The following is a 15,529-nucleotide window of genomic DNA, read 5'->3' as shown; positions in this document are numbered from 1 at the left end:
CGGGTACCCCTGGCCGCACGAGCGAAGCCCCTAGCGGGCCCGCTCCACCCGCCGCTCGTCCCACACGGGCCCCGGGGTCTCCCGGACCCGCCCATCGGAGCCGAAGACCAGATAGCGGTCGAACGAACGAGCGAACCAGCGGTCGTGGGTGACGGCGAGGACCGTCCCCTCGAACGCCTCAAGACCCTCCTGGAGGGCCTCGGCGGACTCCAGGTCGAGGTTGTCCGTCGGCTCGTCCAGCAGCAGCGCGGTGACGCCCTCCAGCTCCAGGAGCAGGATCTGGAAGCGGGCCTGCTGGCCCCCGGAGAGCCGGTCGAAGCGCTGCTCGGCCTGCGCGGTCAGCTCGTAGCGGCGCAGCCGGGAGCTGGCCGCGCCCCGGTCCTGCGCATGCTCGGACCACAGGATGTCGAGGAGCGTACGGCCCTCCAGCTCGGGGTGGGCGTGCGTCTGGGCGAAGTGCCCGGGCACGACCCGCGCGCCGAGCTTCCACTCACCGGTGTGGTTCACGGAGTTGTCACCGGCGAGCAGCCGCAGGAAGTGCGACTTGCCGGAGCCGTTGGAGCCTAGGACGGCGACCCGTTCGCCGTAGAAGACCTCCAGGTCGAAGGGTTTCATCAGGCCGGTCAGCTCAAGTCCCTTGCAGGTGACGGACCTTACGCCGGTCCGGCCGCCCTTGAGCCGCATGGTGATGTCCTGCTCGCGCGGCGGCTCGGGTGGCGGCCCGGCCTCCTCGAACTTGCGCAGCCGAGTCTGGGAGGCCGCGTACCTCGACGCCATGGCCGGGCTGTTCTCAGCGGCCTGACGGAGGTTCAGCACCAGCTTCTTCAACTGGGCATGCTTCTCGTCCCAGCGCCGGCGCAACTCATCGAAGCGCGCGAACCGTTCGGCCCGCGCCTCGTGATAGGTGGCGAACCCGGCGCCGTGCACCCACGCGTCCGCACCGGCGGGACCGGGTTCGACGGACACGATCTTCTGCGCGGACCGGGAGAGCAACTCCCGGTCGTGGGAGACGAAGAGAACCGTCTTCCGCGTCTCCGCGAGCCGCTCCTCCAGCCACCGCTTGCCGGGGACGTCGAGGTAGTTGTCCGGCTCGTCGAGCAGCAGCACCTCGTCCGTGCCGCGCAGCAGCGCCTCCAGCACGAGCCGCTTCTGCTCACCGCCGGACAGCGTGCGCACCTGCCGCCACTGGGCCTTCTCGTACGGCACCCCGAGCGCGGCCGTGGTGCACATGTCCCACAGCGTCTCGGCCTCGTAGCCGCGCGCCTCGGCCCAGTCGGACAGAGCCTGCGCGTACTGGAGCTGGGCCGCCTCGTCGTCGACGGTCAGCATGCCGTGCTCGGCCACGTCGACGGCCTTCGCGGCCTCCTGGATCCGGGGCGTGGCGACCGACACGAGCAGATCCCGTACGGTCGTCTCGTCCCGTACGGACCCCACGAACTGGCGCATCACACCGAGCCCGCCACCCACGGTGACGGACCCGCCGTGCGGTTTCAGCTCACCGGAGATCAGCCGCAGCAGGGTCGTCTTCCCGGCCCCGTTGGGCCCCACCAGGGCCACGACGGCCCCTTCGCCCACCCGGAACGACACATCGCCGAGCAGCGCCCTCCCGTCGGGGAGGTAGTACTCAAGGTGCGCCGCTTCCAGATGTCCCATGAGACCGCATTCTGCGGTCCGACCGTGACCCCGGGCAAACCCATAAACGCACGGGCCCCTGGTATGGACGCCCAGGCAAACGGTGCTGGCCGACTCCGGTCCACACCAGCGCCCCGACAGGGGCGCGGGGAACTGCGCGACCAGCCCCCACCGACCCGCAGCCGAAGAACCACCTACCCAGCGGAGCCCAGAAGCTCTCCAGCAGGCCCACTCTCACCGGACCCGGCCGCAGCCACCACCGCCCCCGCCCAGGACACCGCCTTCCACCCATCCACCGGCGACCCCTCCAGGACAACCACACCGGTGTTGTCGAGCCGATGCTCGGCAGCGAAAGCCACGTCGACATTGTCCACCCGGGCCGCCGCCCACATCCGGATCGCGGCACCGTGACTGACCATGGCAACGGTCCCGACCCCACTGTCGGCGGCCTCCGCCACCACCGCGTCGAACCTCCCGAGCGCCTCCACACCGTTCTCCCCGCCCGGCATGCGCAGCTCCGTCTCACCGCCCGCCCAAGCGAACACGGTGGTCATGTACAGATCCGCCGCCTCGGGGTCGCCCCGCATCTCCAGGTCGCCGGCGGCCACCTCCCGGATCCCGTCCCGCACCAGTACGTCGAGGCCGCGCACCCCGGCCAGCGGGGCGGCGGTCAGCTGCGTACGGATCAGGGTGGACGCGTACAGCGCGTCGATGTCCTCGCCCGCGAGCGCCTCCGGCAGGGCGGCGGCCTGCCGCTCCCCCAGCTCGGTCAGTCCGGCCCCCGGAACCGCGGTGTCCAGCAGATACAACACGTTCGACGGGGTCTGACCGTGCCGGATGAGGAGCAGACGCATACGGGTTTTCCTCTCGCCCTACGACACTTGCGACAAGCCCCACAACACGTACAACCGACGCGTTCGACAAGACAAAAGGGCTCACTTCAGGGTACCCAGAGCGTCATGACCGCAGACATCGACCTCACCGTCCCACTGCCCGGCCGCCACGCCCTGCGCAAGTACCTGCTGAATCTGGACTCCCGGTTGTTCGAGACCGCCGCCACCCGGCACTGGCCGGGCGCCGAGCGTGTCCTGCCGAGGCTGAGCCGCAGTGCGAACCACGGCGTCCTGTGGATGGCGACGGCGGCTGCTCTGGCGGCCACCGGGAGCCCCAGGGCCCGCCGGGCCGCCGTCCGGGGCCTCGCCTCCCTCGCGGTGGCCTCCGCGACGATCAACACGGTCGGCAAGCGCTCGGTACGCCGTCCACGCCCCGTCCTGGACCCCGTACCGCTGGCCAGGCAGCTGAAGCGGCAGCCGATCACCACATCGTTCCCGTCCGGTCACGCGGCATCGGCGGCGGCCTTCGCGACCGGGGTCGCCCTTGAGTCCCGGGGCCTCGGGGCGGTGGTGGCGCCGGTCGCCTTCTCGGTGGCGATGTCCCGGGTGTACACCGGCGTCCACTTCCCCAGTGACGTACTGGCGGGCGCGGCCCTGGGCGCGGGCGCCGCGTTCGCCGTACGGAGGCTCGTGCCGACCCGCGACCAGTCCGTGCCCCCGGCCCGGCCGCATGCGACGGCCCCGGCGCTGCCCGACGGCGAGGGGCTGATCCTGGTGGCGAACACGGCGGCGGCCACCGCGGACCGGGCCAGGTCGCTGGGCGACGTACTGCCGCTGGCGGAGATCGTGGAGTGCGCGCCGCAGGACGTACGGGAGGAACTGGAGAAGGCGGCGGCCCGCTGCCGGGTGCTCGGGGTGTGCGGCGGCGACGGCACGGTGAACACGGCTGCCGAGATCGCCCTGCGCCACGGAAAGCCGCTCGCCGTCCTGCCCGGCGGCACGCTCAACCACTTCGCGCTCGACCTGGGCGTGGCGGACGTCGAGGACGTCGGCCGGGCGGTGCGGCAGGGCGAGGCCGTGCGGGTGGACGTGGGCCGGTTCCGGTCCGGGGAGCAGGAGGGCGTCTTCCTCAACACATGCAGCCTGGGCGTCTATCCGGAGCTGGTGCGCGAACGGGAGCGCTGGTCGGACCGGATCGGCGGCTGGCCGGCCGGGGTGGTCGCGGCGGCACGTGTCCTGCGCACCGACAGTCATCCCCTGGAAGCCCAACTCCAGGGCGGCTCCCGCCCGTTGTGGCTGCTGTTCGCAGGCAACGGCACCTACCACCGGCTGGGCCTCGTGCCGGCCCGCCGGCTCGACCTGGCGGACGGACGGCTCGACGTACGGGTGGTGCACGGCGGCCGACGGCCCGCGCTGCGCCTCCTGGCGGCGGCCGTGGCGGGCCCGCTGACCCGGTCCCCCGCCCACGCGGGCGTCCGGGTCCACCGTCTCCACGTGGACGACGTGACGCCGGGCACCCTCCTCGCGTACGACGGCGAAGTCACGGAGGTGACGGGCGGGGTGACGCTCGACAAGCTCCCGGAGGCGCTGACGGTCTACCGCCCGCTCGACCAGAGCTGACCACCTGATCCCGTCGTCCACACTTCAAGACGCGGGTCTCATAATTCGGCACGACTGCGTACGGTGAGGGAGGACGAGCCGAGAAGACGAGAAGGGGCACGGTCATGTCGAAGCCGCAGTCGCAGCCGCAGGAGACCGCCGTCTACACGCACGGGCACCACGAGTCCGTGCTCCGCTCGCACACCTGGCGCACCGCCGCCAACTCGGCCGCGTACCTCCTCGGTTCGCTGAAGCCGCACATGCGGATCCTGGACATCGGCTGCGGTCCCGGCACGATCACCGCCGACCTGGCGGAACTGGTCCCCGACGGACAGGTCACCGGCGTCGACCGGGCGCCGGACATCCTGGACCGGGCCAGGGCCACGGCGGCCGAACGGGGCCTCGGCAACGTGGAGTTCGCGGTCGCGGACGTCCACGCGCTGGACTTCCCGGACGACACGTTCTGCGTGGTCCACGCCCATCAGGTGCTCCAGCACGTGGGCGACCCGGTGCGGGCGCTGCGCGAGATGCACCGGGTCACCAAGCCGGGCGGGTACATCGCCGTCCGCGACGGGGACTACCGTGCCATGGCCTGGTATCCGGAGTCGGCGGGCCTGGACGACTGGCTGGACCTGTACCGCCGGGTGGCCCGCGCCAACGGGGGCGAGCCGGACGCGGGGCGCCGGCTGAAGTCCTGGGCGCTGCGGGCCGGTCTCACCGACATCACGGCCACGTCCAGCACGTGGACGTTCGCGGACACCGGCGAGGTCGCCTGGTGGAGCGGTCTGTGGGCGGACCGGACGCTGGCGTCGGCGTACGCGGACCGGGCCACGGAGGGCGGCCTCGCGACGGCGGAGCAACTGCGGGCGGTGTCGGAGGCGTGGCGGGAGTGGGGGCGCCGGGAGGACGCCTGGTTCACCGTGCCGCACGGCGAGATTCTCTGCCGGAAGGCCGTCTGATTCGGCGACCGATGTCTGAGTCGCGGATTTCGGGAAACCCGGTCTGCAGGAGGTTCGACACTATGGTTCCCATTCTGCTCGTACTGCTTCTGGCCCTGATTCTGTTCGGTGCCGGATTCGCGGTGAAAATTCTCTGGTGGATCGCAATCATCGTGCTCGCCGTCTGGCTCCTGGGATTCCTGGTGCGGGGCACGAGCGCGAGCGGATCAAGGGGCCGCTGGTATCGCTGGTAGCCGGTCCCGATAAAGATTCAGCCCTGCGGCCCGAGGACCTGATTCAGGTCCTCGGGCCGCGACCCGTGCCGCTTCCGAAGAAGGAGTAGACGGCCCAGGGGCCGGTGAGTTCGACCCTCGGACCGTCAACGTCACTGTTTGTCCGGTCGACCAGTTCCACGAATTGTTCGGAATCCTCGCGCGTCACCAGATAAGCCGCGTCGAACAGATTCGACGACGTGTACAACCGGTGGTCCTCAGCGTGCCGGGAAAGGGCGCGGTGCAATCGACCGGCGAACACCTCGGCGTTCCGCCGTGTGCTCTCGTCGTCCATTTCGCGTTCTTCGAGGTACACCTTCACGCCCCACTCCACCCGCCCGGCAAGACGGTCGAGAGCGCGCCGGAAGTCGTCCTCGCGTTCCTCGATCATCACGCGTACGGCGCTGTCGTCCCGGAAGACGGTGGCGGGCCGTAGCGGCAGCGGGGTCGTGACGGCGGTCAGCGCGTCGATCACGGCGTGGTGGGCCCGCTCGGTCGCGGGCGGCCGGTCGCCGTCCGCCATCCGGTGCCGGAGCGGCTCCTCGGCGAAGTCCGCCTCCGGCACCGTGCTGACGACGGCGACGAGACCGTGGTGGGTGAGCAGTTTGGGCGGAGCGCCCGCGACCCCCGTCAACTGGGCCTGGAGGGCCGCGTCGAAGGGACGGCAGACGGCGTACACGTACCGCAGTCCGGTCATGGGGTCTCCTCCGTCCACGTCCCCGTCCACGTCTCACGGCGTGATCGCTTCCTCCACGAGCAGCCGGCCCGCCGCCATGATCGAGTCGGCGTCGATGCCCGCGGCGTGCAGCTGCTCGTCGGGGGTCGCCGAGCCGGGCATCGTACGGACGGCGAGGCGTACCAGGCGGGGCATGGGCCGTCCGTCGAGGAAGGCGTCGAGCACCGCGTCGCCGATGCCGCCCTCCTCGCGGTGGTCCTCGACGGTGAGCAGACAGCCGGTCTCCTCGGCGGCCCGGCGCAGGGTGACCCGGTCGACGGGCTTGACGGAGTACAGGTCGACGACCCGGACCGGGATGCCCTGGGCGCCGAGCGCGTCGGCGGCGGACAGGGCCTCGTGGACGGTCACGCCCGCCGCGACCACCGTCAGCCGGTCCTCGTACCCGGCGGTCCGCAGCACCTTGCTGCCGCCGATCGGGAACTCCTCACCGGGCCCGTACAGCACCGGTGTCCCGCCGCGCGAGGTGCGCAGATAGCCGATGCCGTCGAGGCCCGCCATCGTGGCGACGAGCTGCGCGGTCTGGTGGGCGTCGCACGGATACAGCACCGTCGAGCCGTACAGCGCACGGAACATCGCCAGGTCCTCCAGGCCCATCTGGGAGGGCCCGTCCTGCCCGATCGAGACGCCCGCGTGCGAGCCGACGACGTTGATCCGGGCCCCGCTGACCGCCGCCATCCGCAGGAAGTCGTACGCGCGGCTCAGGAAGGCCGCGAACGTCGACACGTACGGTGTCCAGCCGCGCGACGCCAACCCCACGGCGGTGCCGACCAGTTGCTGTTCGGCGATGTAGCACTCGAAGAACCGGTCGGGGAACTCCTTGGCGAAGGCCTCGGCGCGCGTCGAGTCGCTCACCTCGCCGTCGAGGGCCACGACATCGCCCCGCGCATGGCCGAGCGCGGCGAGCGCCTGCCCGTAGGCGTCCCGGGTGGCGACCTCGGCTCCCCTGTCCCAGCGGGGCAGTTCGAGGTCTCCGGCCCGTACGGCGTGCAGGGCCCGGGCGGCGCGCGGCTCGGGCGGCCGGACGCGCAGCTCGCGCGGGCCGCCGAGTTCGGCGATCGCCTCGTCGGTGTCGGGCAGCGGCTTGCCGTGCAGTCCCTCGCGGTCCTCGACGGAGGCGACGCCCTTGCCCTTGAGGGTGCGGGCGAGGATGACGACGGGCTGCCCGGTCGTGGACTCGGCCTCGCCGTAGGCACGGTCGACGGCCTCGACGTCGTGTCCGTCGACCTCGACGGTGTGCCAGCCGAAGGCCTTGAACCGGCGGGCGTACGCGTCGAGATCGTGTCCGTGCCGGGTCGGCCCGCGCTGCCCCAGCCGGTTGACGTCGACGATGGCGACGAGGTTGTCGAGATGCTCGTACGAGGCGTGCTCGGCGGCCTCCCACACCGACCCCTCGGCCAGCTCGCTGTCCCCGCACAGCACCCACACGCGGTACCCGGTGCGGTCGAGCCGCTTGCCGGCCAGCGCGATCCCGACGCCGACGGGCAGCCCCTGGCCGAGCGACCCGGTGGCCGTCTCGACCCACGGCAGCCGCCGGGGCGTCGGATGCCCTTCGAGCCGGCTGCCGAGCGTACGGAAGGTGAGCAGTTCGGCGTCGTCGATGACACCGACTGCCTTGTAGGCGGCGTAGAGCAGCGGCGAGGCATGCCCCTTGGAGAGGACGAAGCGGTCGTTGCCGGGGTGGGCCGGGCGGTCGAAGTCGTAGCGGAAGTGACGGGCCAGGAGTACGGCCATCAGGTCGGCGGCGGACATGGACGAGGTCGGATGCCCGGAGCCCGCGGCGGCCGAGGCCCGAACGCTGTCGACACGCAACTGCTGTCCCAGCTCGGCGAGTTCGGCGGTGCTGGGCAGGGGTTCGACGGTGTTCACGACTTTCCTTCCGTTGCCTCGGACGTTGCCTCGGACTGTTCCGGAGCCCGCGCCGGGGACTGTTCCGGCACTCGCGCCAGCTCCGGGGACGCCGTGTCCAGCGGCACCGACCAGGACCGTACGAGCCCCAACTGCACGCCCTGGCGCGGCAGTACGGCGTCCAGCAGCCAGTCCGCCGCGACGCGTACCCGGTTTCCGGGCATCGCCGCGAGGTGGTAGCCGCGGGTGACCGCACCGGCGAGCGGCCCGGACAGCGAGACGCCGAGCGGGTTGGCGGCGGCCTTGACCCCGCCCAGATCGACGACGAACCCCAGGTCGTGGTGGCGGTAGGCGCGGCGGGAGCCGATGCCGAGCGAGGCGGCGACATTGCGGGCCGCGACCTTGCCCTGCCGCCAGGCCTGCTGCGCGGTCATGCCGGTGCTGTGCCTTTCTGGGGGAGTCCCCCCAGACCCCCCGCGGCCGGGGTTGTTGAGGTCGGGCACGGCGGCGGCGTCCCCGCACGCGAACACCCCGGGATGGCCCGGCACTTGGAGGTACGGGTCGACGATGAGCCGCCCGCGCTCCAGGGGCGAGCCGATGCTCTCGACAAGGGGATCGGGCCGAACCCCGACACACCACACAAGGGTGCGCGACTCGACGAACTCCCCGTCGGACAACAGGACTCCACCGTCCGTCGCCTCCTGCACGGAGGTTCCCGTCCGTACGTCGATGCCCCGTTGGCGCAGCACCCGGTCGGCGGTGCGCGACAGTTTCTCGTCCAGCTCGGGCAGGACACGCGGTGCGACGTCGAGGAGCAGCCAGCGTGGGCGCAGGCCTTCGCGCAGGGGCTGCTTGCGCACCAGCGCATCAGTGAACAGCTGCCCCTGCGCGGCGACTTCGGTACCGGTGTAGCCGGCGCCCACCACGACGAACGTACAGCGGGCGGCGCAGCTCTTGGGGTCGTCGGCGGTGGCCGCCAGTTCGATCTGCCGGGTCACGTGGTCGCGCAGATACAGCGCCTCGGGCAGGCCACGGAAGCCATGCGCGTTCTCGGCGACGCCGGGCACGGGCAGCAGTTTGTTGACGCTGCCGACGGCGAGGACGAGCCGGTCGTAGCCGAGGGTGCCGTGGCCGCCCTCGGGGTCCGTGTAGCGCACGGTGCGCGCGTCGAGATCGATGCCGTCGGCCTCGGCCTCACCGAGCACCAGGCGCACATCGCGGAGGGTGCCGGGGAGGGAGACGGTGACGCGACGGGGTTCCAGGACACCGGTGGCGACCTGGGGCAGCAGGGGCAGATACAGGAAGTGGTCGGTCGGGTTCAGCAGGGTGATGTCGGCCTTCTGCCGGGTCAGCCGGGCCAGGTGGCGGGCCGTCTGGTACCCGGCGAAGCCGCCGCCGACGATCAGGATGCGGGATCGACTCACGTTTCGCCTCCGACGAGGTCGCGCGTACAGCCTTCGGTCACCCGCACGAACACCACTACGAGCATCCGTACGGAACCTTCCGCGTCCCCCTGGCCAGGACCCCCAAACGTCAGCCGCGCCCCAAAGGGGCGCGGGGAACTGCGCGACCAGCCACGACGTACCCGCAGGCAACGCACCAGCCTTCCAGCGGAGCTCTCAGCCCTTCAGCAGGTCCGAGGTGATCGCCCACCGCTCGTGGTCCCGCCAGGCGCCGTCGATGTAGAGGAAGTCCGGGGAGAAGCCCTCCAGCCGGAAGCCGCAGCGGCGGGCGAGGGCGATCGAGCCGGTGTTGCCGGGCTGCACGTTGATCTCCAGGCGGTGCAGTCGCAGCGGCGGCCCGAACGCGTACCGCACGACGAGATCGAGCCCCTCGCCCATCAGCCCCCGCCCGGCCGCGTGCGCGAAGGCCCCGTATCCGAGGGCCCCGCACAGAAAGCCGCCGTGGACGATGTTGTTGATGTTGATGAACCCGGCGACGGCACCACCGTCGTCCTTCTCGCACACGAGGAACCCCGCCTTGGTCGGGTCCTCGATCAGTCGCCCGGCGTACGCGGCATAGGCGTCCGGGCTCGTCGGCGGAGCCAGCCAGGGGTGGTGCAGTTCCCTGCTCTCCCGCACCCGGGCGATGAACTCCGCACCGTCCTCATAGGTGAACGGGCGTATGCCCACGCGGGGCCCTTCGGCGAGAAATCCACGGCGTTCAGACACCCGGAACACCCTACGCGAGGCCCCTGTTCACCGCTCCCACCTGCACCCTTTCTTACTGGCGGCGCCGCATGAAGTAGGCCCCGCAGAGGGCGCCGATGACCGCTGTGCCGAGCAGCGCCATCCACAGCGGCATGGTCACCTCGGGGATCAGCAGGCGGATCTTGGTGGCGCGGGTGTTCTCGAAGATGAAGATCAGGGCAAGCACGGCGAGCGCCCCCACGGCGACCCTGACGGGCGTCAGCAGCCCCCGCGCACCACCAGTCCCGCCACCGGCCTTGCCGCCGCTCTCGGAGGTCTTCGGGCTCATACAGCCAGCATGGGCCGATCCCGGGCTTCCCGCGCGCCCGGAGGTACGCCGGACGGGTGAGGGCGCCGAAGGCCGACGCGCGCTCCGCTCACCGCAGCGCCGGTTCCTCCAACGTGAGTGTCCCCGCGTCCGCGTCCAACTCGGCGGCCACCCCGAACGGAATCGTCAGCGCCCCCTCGCAGTGCCCGAACCCGAAGCCCTCCACCACCGGCACCCCGAGCCCGCCGAGCCGGTCGGCGAACACGGCCCGCAGCCCCTCGTACGGACCGCACCGCTCCCACGAGCCGAGCGCGATCCCGGCGACGCCGTCGAGCCGGCCGGTGCGCAGGAGCTGGGTGAGGGTCCGGTCGACGCGGTACGCGCTCTCCCCCACGTCCTCGATCATGAGCAGCCCGCCGCGCGCACCGGGCCGGGCGTGCGGGGTGCCCAGCTCGCCGGCGAGCATGGCCAGACAGCCGCCGAGGGTGACACCCCGGGCCCGCCCCGGCACCAGCGCGGAGCCCGCCGCGGCGTCGATGACCCGTACCGACTCCGGGTCGAACAGTGTGGCCCGCAGATGTTCCTGCGCCCGCGCGTTCTTGAGGAAGTCGACGGCGGACGTCATAGGTCCGTGCAGGGTGGCGAGCCCGAGGCGGACCGCGAAGGCCTCGTGCAGCGCGGTGATGTCGCTGTAGCCGACGAACACCTTGGGCCCGGCGGCCCGCAGCGCGTCCCAGTCGAGCAGGTCGATCATGCGCTGAGAGCCGTAGCCGCCCCTGGCGCACAGAACGGCGTCGACAGCGGGGTCGCACCAGGCGGCCTGGAAGTCGGCGGCCCGGTCGGCGTCCGTACCCGCGAGATAGTCGAACTCCCCGTGCCGGTCCAGGACATGGGGTGCGACGACGGGGTCGAGGTCCCAGCCGCGCAGGATGTCGAGCCCGGCCTGCAACCGCTCCTCGCGCACGGGCCCGCTGGGTGCGACGACGGCCACGCGAGCCCCGGGGGCCAGCCTCGACGGCCGTACCAGCGGCTTCACTTGGTGAGTTCCAGGGTCGGGATGCCGGGCGGGTTGAGGCCGAACACCTGCGCGTACAGGGAGAGTTCGGACTCCAGGACGCGTACCGTCGTGTCCGCCCGCCGGAATCCGTGGCCCTCGCCCTCGAACGCGATGTACCGGTGCGGCACCTGCCGTCCCTCCGCCGCGAGCCGGGCGAGGAACCGCTCGCACTGCACGGGCGGGCAGATGACGTCGTCCAGACCTTGCAGGAGCAGGAAAGGTGCGGCGATGTCGGCCGCGTGCTCGGCGGGCGAGCGTTCCAGATAGCGGCCCGGAACCTCGGCGAGCGGGCCGACCAGGGTCTCCAGGTACTGCGACTCGAAGTCGTGGGTCTCCCCCGAGCCCCAGCCGGCCAGGTCGAGGATGGGGTAGAGGATCGTGCCGCAGGCGTAGACGTCGGTGCTGGTCAGGGAGGCCGCCGCGGTCCAGCCGCCCGCGCTGCCGCCCCGGACGGCGAGCCGGGCGCGGTCTGCGGTGCCCTCGTCGGCGAGGGCGAGGGCGACGGCCGCGCAGTCCTCGACGTCGACGACACCCCACTGCTCGCGCAGCCGGTTGCGGTACTCGCGCCCGTGCCCGGTCGAGCCGCCGTAGTTGACCTCGGCGACGCCGATGCCCCGCGAGGTGAAGTAGGCGATCTCCAGGTCGAGCACGAGAGGCGCCCGCCCGGTCGGCCCGCCGTGCGCCCACACGACGTACGGGGGCAGCTCGTCGCCGGGCGCCATGTACCCGGGGTGGTGCGGCGGATAGATGTGCGCGTGGATGTCCCGGCCCTCGGGGCCGGTGAAGGTGCGGATCTGCGGCTCGGGATAGTGCACGGGGTCGACCGGGTCGTGGTGCGCGGCGCCGATCACCCGGGCCCGTCCCGTACGGGTGTCCAGCTCGACGACCTCGTACGCGCTGCGCGGGCTGGCCCCGACGGCGACGACCCGCTCCCCGTGCACGGCGAGGGTGGACCCGAACTCGGTCCAGGGACCGGCCGCGTCGACGACATCGCCGGTCTCGGGGTCCAGGATGCCGAGCGCGGTCGCCCCGCGCCCGTGCACGACGGCGACGAGACCGCCCTCCAGCGGTGCGAACCAGCGCTGCCCGACCTTCCACAGCGCGCTGCCGAACTCCTCCGGCCGGGGGCACACGGGCACGTCGTCGCGGTACAGGTTCCACCAGCCGGAGCGGTCGCTGGAGTACAGCAGGGAGCCGTCGTGCGCCCAGTCCACCTGGGCGATCGACTCCTCGGGGCCTCCGGCGACCGTCCGGGCTCCGCTCAGCGTGCCGCCGTCACCGACCTCCGCGACCACCAGCTCGGTCCCGTCCCAGGGCATCCGCGGATGGTCCCAGGCGAGCCAGGCCGCGCGCTGCCCGTCGGGCGAGATCCGGGGCCCGGTGACGAACCGGTGCCGGTCGTCGGTGAGTTCGCGTACGGCGTCCCGGTCGTCGGCCGCCGATCCGTCCAGCGGCACGGCCGCGAGCACACGCCGCACATCGGTGGGTCCGTCGCCGGTGAACTCCTCCAGCACACACCAGACTTCACCGAGTTCGAGCCTCAACTGCGGCTCCACCCAGCGCAGTCCACCCCCGGCCGAGGACAACGGCGTGAGCGGACGCGGCTCGTGCCCGTCCTGAAGGCAGTACAGCCGCTGGTCGGCGAAGTTGACGAACACGACCACCGACCCGCCGTCGCGCACCGCACCGGCCCACGGATGCCCGCCGTACTCCATGACCCGGCTGCGCACGTTCCACGGCGCGTCCAGGACCTGCTCCTGGGAGCCGTCGGCGCATCGCCGCACGAGGGTGCGCCGACCGCCCTCGGTGGGCCGGGGCTCGGTCCACCATGCCTCGTCGCCGACGAACCCCACGTACTCCGGGGACCCGTCGTGCTCGGCGGCCAGGGCCGCGTCGATGGGCGAGGGCCATGATCCGTACGGCAGTGTCTGCACTGTCTCCCCCATGGGCTAGGCCGTCCGCAGGAACCGGTCGAGGACCTGGACGCCGAAGTGCAGCGCCTCGACCGGGACACGCTCGTCGACACCGTGGAAGAGCGCCTGGTAGTCGAAGCCCTCGGGGAGCCTGAGCGGCGCGAATCCGTAGCCGGTGATGCCGAGTCGCGAGAACTGCTTGGCGTCGGTGCCACCGGACATGCAGTACGGCACCACATGCCCCTCGGGCGCGAACTCCTCGACGGCGGCCCGCATTCGGGCGTACGTGGGTGAGTCCACCGGCGCCTGCACGGCCACCGAGCGGTGGTGGAACTCCCAGGCGACGTCGGGGCCGGTGAGTTCGTCGAGGGTCGTGCGGAACTCGTCCTCGCAGCCGTACAGGAAGCGCCCGTCGACATACGCGACGGCCTCGCCGGGGATCACGTTGACCTTGTAACCGGCGTTCAGCATGGTCGGGTTGGCGCTGTTGCGGACGGTCGCCTCGACAAGCGTGGCGGCGGGGCCGAGCTTGGTGAGGAGCCCGTCGACGTCGTCCAGGTCGGGCTCGATGCCGTAGAGCGCGGCGAGTTCGGTGAGAGCGGCCCGGACGGTGGGAGTGAGGCGCAGTGGCCACTCGTACGCGCCGATGCGGGCCACGACGGCGGCGAGGCGGGTGACGGCGTTGCTGTGGTTGACCTTCGAGCCGTGTCCGGCGCGTCCGCGAGCGGTCAACTTGAGCCAGCCCGTGCCCCGTTCACCGGCGGCGATGGGGTACAGGTGCCGTCCGGCACCGTCGTGGAAAGTGAACGCCCCTGATTCGCCGACCCCTTCGGTGCACCCCTCGAACAACTCCGGGTGTTCGGCGGCCAGGAACTCGGAGCCGTCCTCGGCGCTGTCCTCCTCGTCGGCGGTGAACGCGACGACGATGTCCCGCCGGGGTCTGACGCCCTGGCGGGCCCAGTCGCGGACGACGGCGAGGATCATCGCGTCCATGTTCTTCATGTCGACCGCGCCCCGCCCCCAGACGACGCCGTCGCGGATCTCCCCGGAGAACGGGTGCACGCTCCAGTCGTCGGCCCGCGCGGGTACGACGTCGAGGTGTCCGTGCAGGAGCAGCGCGTCGGCGGCGGGGTCGGTGCCCTCGATCCGGGCGACGACGTTGGTGCGCCCCTTGGTCCGTTCGAGGAGCGTGGGTTCGAGGCCCGCCTCGGCGAGCAGCGCGGCGGCGTACTCGGCGGCGGGGCGCTCCTGACAGTCACCGCCGCCGTTGTTGGTCGTGTCGATCCGGATGAGATCGGAGGTGAACGACACCACCTCGTCGAGCGCCTGCTGCTCAGCCATACTGCTCCTCCACCGCGGCCGAGACGATCGTCGTGACCGCCTTGAAGGTACGAATGCCCTCGTACATTGTGCCGCTGGTGTACGCCACCTTCCGCTCCCCGATCCGCGCCACACCGGGCACGACGGTCGCGGCCATGGCGAGATGCTCGGCATCGAACTCCAGTGCGACGGTGAAGGGCCCGCCGACGACGGGCTCGTGCCGTACGGCCAGCGCGGCGGCCTCCTTCGCTGCGGCCCGGATGTCGGCGGCGGTCCTGGCGGGCGTACGGCACACGGCGGCGTACCGCGACACATGGTCCTTGACGGCGACCTTCAGTGCCTCGGGCGCGTATCCGAGCGCGTCCTCGCAGGCGAGGTCGTCCCCGGTGACGAGGACGACGGGCACGCCGTACTCGGCGACCACATGGGAGTTGAGGAGCCCCTCGCTGGCCCGTACGTCGTTCACCCACACGCCGGTGATGGAGTTGGCGAGGTAGGTGTGGGCGAGGACGCCCTCCATGCCGGCGCCCGCGTGATAGCCGACGAAGGCGATGCCGTCGACGTCGCCGTGCTGCACGCCCTCCACCATGGACAGCGACTTGTGGCGCCCGGTGAGCATCTCGACGCGCTCGTCGAGCCGTTCCAGGAGCAGGTTGCGCATGGTCCAGTGGGCCTCGTTGATCAGCACCTCGTCGGCGCCGCCGTCGAAGAAGCCGAGCACGGCGGCGTTGACGTCCGAGGTGAACATCGAACGGCAGCGCTCCCACTGCGGAGTGCCCGGCAGTACGTCGGCCGGCCAGGTGACGCCGGTGGCGCCCTCCATGTCGGCGCTGATGAGGATCTTCATCGTGAAACAGTCCCGTCGCAGGTCAGCGGCTCGCTGTCCGAACGTTACGCGCCGGGCTCCGTCCCGGCCAGGAGGCGTTC

General features: G+C 71.8%; 14 protein-coding genes. 3 read left to right on the top strand and 11 right to left on the bottom strand.

Features of this window, described 5'->3' with window-relative positions:
* Positions 1 to 30: 30 nt before the first annotated feature.
* Complete coding sequence (locus tag ACWDR4_RS14925) at positions 31 to 1,653, bottom strand: ABC-F family ATP-binding cassette domain-containing protein (protein ID WP_450408454.1); 1,623 nt, start codon at positions 1,651 to 1,653, stop codon at positions 31 to 33.
* 173 nt (positions 1,654 to 1,826) lie between these two features.
* Positions 1,827 to 2,486, bottom strand: a complete 660-nt coding sequence (locus tag ACWDR4_RS14920) for a histidine phosphatase family protein (RefSeq protein ID WP_450408451.1) — start codon at positions 2,484 to 2,486, stop codon at positions 1,827 to 1,829.
* Positions 2,487 to 2,591: 105 nt separating this feature from the next.
* Here ACWDR4_RS14920 and ACWDR4_RS14915 point away from each other — a divergent pair, with 105 nt between their 5' ends.
* From ACWDR4_RS14915 to ACWDR4_RS14905, 3 genes are all read left to right on the top strand, one after another.
* Positions 2,592 to 4,085 (top strand): phosphatase PAP2 family protein, encoded by a 1,494-nt coding sequence (locus ACWDR4_RS14915; RefSeq protein ID WP_450408448.1) that lies wholly within the window; start codon positions 2,592 to 2,594, stop codon positions 4,083 to 4,085.
* Between the two features lie 104 nt (positions 4,086 to 4,189).
* A complete protein-coding gene (locus ACWDR4_RS14910; RefSeq protein ID WP_450408445.1) occupies positions 4,190 to 5,023 on the top strand; it encodes a class I SAM-dependent methyltransferase in 834 nt (277 codons plus the stop codon).
* A gap of 62 nt (positions 5,024 to 5,085) precedes the next feature.
* Positions 5,086 to 5,256, top strand: coding sequence for a hydrophobic protein (locus tag ACWDR4_RS14905; RefSeq protein ID WP_389356723.1), 171 nt, complete (start codon positions 5,086 to 5,088; stop codon positions 5,254 to 5,256).
* Between the two features lie 43 nt (positions 5,257 to 5,299).
* Here the strand turns inward: ACWDR4_RS14905 and ACWDR4_RS14900 are convergent, their stop codons facing one another.
* The 9 genes from ACWDR4_RS14900 to ACWDR4_RS14860 all read right to left on the bottom strand — a co-directional run bounded on the left by ACWDR4_RS14900 (position 5,300) and on the right by ACWDR4_RS14860 (position 15,449).
* Positions 5,300 to 5,971 carry a GvpL/GvpF family gas vesicle protein gene (locus ACWDR4_RS14900; protein ID WP_450408441.1) on the bottom strand — a complete coding sequence of 224 codons (672 nt, stop codon included), beginning with the start codon at positions 5,969 to 5,971 and terminating at the stop codon, positions 5,300 to 5,302.
* Between the two features lie 33 nt (positions 5,972 to 6,004).
* Positions 6,005 to 7,876, bottom strand: a complete 1,872-nt coding sequence (locus ACWDR4_RS14895; RefSeq protein WP_450408438.1) for a transketolase — start codon at positions 7,874 to 7,876, stop codon at positions 6,005 to 6,007.
* A complete protein-coding gene (locus ACWDR4_RS14890; protein ID WP_450408435.1) occupies positions 7,873 to 9,279 on the bottom strand; it encodes an NAD(P)/FAD-dependent oxidoreductase in 1,407 nt (468 codons plus the stop codon). The genes ACWDR4_RS14895 and ACWDR4_RS14890 overlap by 4 nt, the downstream gene beginning before the upstream one ends.
* Positions 9,280 to 9,474: 195 nt before the next feature.
* Positions 9,475 to 10,026: a GNAT family N-acetyltransferase gene (locus tag ACWDR4_RS14885; RefSeq protein WP_450408432.1), complete on the bottom strand. Its 552-nt coding sequence runs from the start codon at positions 10,024 to 10,026 to the stop codon at positions 9,475 to 9,477.
* A 52-nt stretch (positions 10,027 to 10,078) separates the two neighbouring features.
* Positions 10,079 to 10,333 carry a DUF1049 domain-containing protein gene (locus tag ACWDR4_RS14880; protein ID WP_450408429.1) on the bottom strand — a complete coding sequence of 85 codons (255 nt, stop codon included), beginning with the start codon at positions 10,331 to 10,333 and terminating at the stop codon, positions 10,079 to 10,081.
* A gap of 88 nt (positions 10,334 to 10,421) precedes the next feature.
* Positions 10,422 to 11,348 (bottom strand): S66 peptidase family protein, encoded by a 927-nt coding sequence (locus tag ACWDR4_RS14875; protein ID WP_450408426.1) that lies wholly within the window; start codon positions 11,346 to 11,348, stop codon positions 10,422 to 10,424.
* Entirely contained in the window at positions 11,345 to 13,315 is a 1,971-nt protein-coding gene (locus ACWDR4_RS14870; RefSeq protein WP_450408423.1) for a prolyl oligopeptidase family serine peptidase, read from the bottom strand. The genes ACWDR4_RS14875 and ACWDR4_RS14870 overlap by 4 nt, the downstream gene beginning before the upstream one ends.
* 3 nt (positions 13,316 to 13,318) lie before the next feature.
* The gene (locus ACWDR4_RS14865) at positions 13,319 to 14,623 is read right to left on the bottom strand and encodes a M20/M25/M40 family metallo-hydrolase (RefSeq protein ID WP_450408420.1); all 1,305 of its coding nucleotides are present in this window, start codon (positions 14,621 to 14,623) and stop codon (positions 13,319 to 13,321) included.
* Positions 14,616 to 15,449, bottom strand: coding sequence for a M55 family metallopeptidase (locus tag ACWDR4_RS14860; protein ID WP_450408417.1), 834 nt, complete (start codon positions 15,447 to 15,449; stop codon positions 14,616 to 14,618). The genes ACWDR4_RS14865 and ACWDR4_RS14860 overlap by 8 nt, the downstream gene beginning before the upstream one ends.
* Positions 15,450 to 15,529 lie beyond the last annotated feature (80 nt).

It is taken from the genome of Streptomyces sp. NPDC000878 (assembly GCF_053599695.1).
The sequence above is the reverse complement of the archived record's forward strand: the minus strand, read 5'-3'. Positions and strand labels throughout refer to the sequence as shown.

Excerpts from the sequence above, each read along its gene's own strand:
- ACWDR4_RS14925 (WP_450408454.1), bottom strand. The coding sequence starts at position 1,653 with ATGGGACATCTGGAAGCGGCGCACCTTGAGTACTACCTCCCCGACGGG.
- ACWDR4_RS14920 (WP_450408451.1), bottom strand. The coding sequence starts at position 2,486 with ATGCGTCTGCTCCTCATCCGGCACGGTCAGACCCCGTCGAACGTGTTG.
- ACWDR4_RS14915 (WP_450408448.1), top strand. The coding sequence starts at position 2,592 with ATGACCGCAGACATCGACCTCACCGTCCCACTGCCCGGCCGCCACGCC.
- ACWDR4_RS14910 (WP_450408445.1), top strand. The coding sequence starts at position 4,190 with ATGTCGAAGCCGCAGTCGCAGCCGCAGGAGACCGCCGTCTACACGCAC.
- ACWDR4_RS14905 (WP_389356723.1), top strand. The coding sequence starts at position 5,086 with ATGGTTCCCATTCTGCTCGTACTGCTTCTGGCCCTGATTCTGTTCGGT.
- ACWDR4_RS14900 (WP_450408441.1), bottom strand. The coding sequence starts at position 5,971 with ATGACCGGACTGCGGTACGTGTACGCCGTCTGCCGTCCCTTCGACGCG.
- ACWDR4_RS14880 (WP_450408429.1), bottom strand. The coding sequence starts at position 10,333 with ATGAGCCCGAAGACCTCCGAGAGCGGCGGCAAGGCCGGTGGCGGGACT.
- ACWDR4_RS14870 (WP_450408423.1), bottom strand. The coding sequence starts at position 13,315 with ATGGGGGAGACAGTGCAGACACTGCCGTACGGATCATGGCCCTCGCCC.
- ACWDR4_RS14865 (WP_450408420.1), bottom strand. The coding sequence starts at position 14,623 with ATGGCTGAGCAGCAGGCGCTCGACGAGGTGGTGTCGTTCACCTCCGAT.
- ACWDR4_RS14860 (WP_450408417.1), bottom strand. The coding sequence starts at position 15,449 with ATGAAGATCCTCATCAGCGCCGACATGGAGGGCGCCACCGGCGTCACC.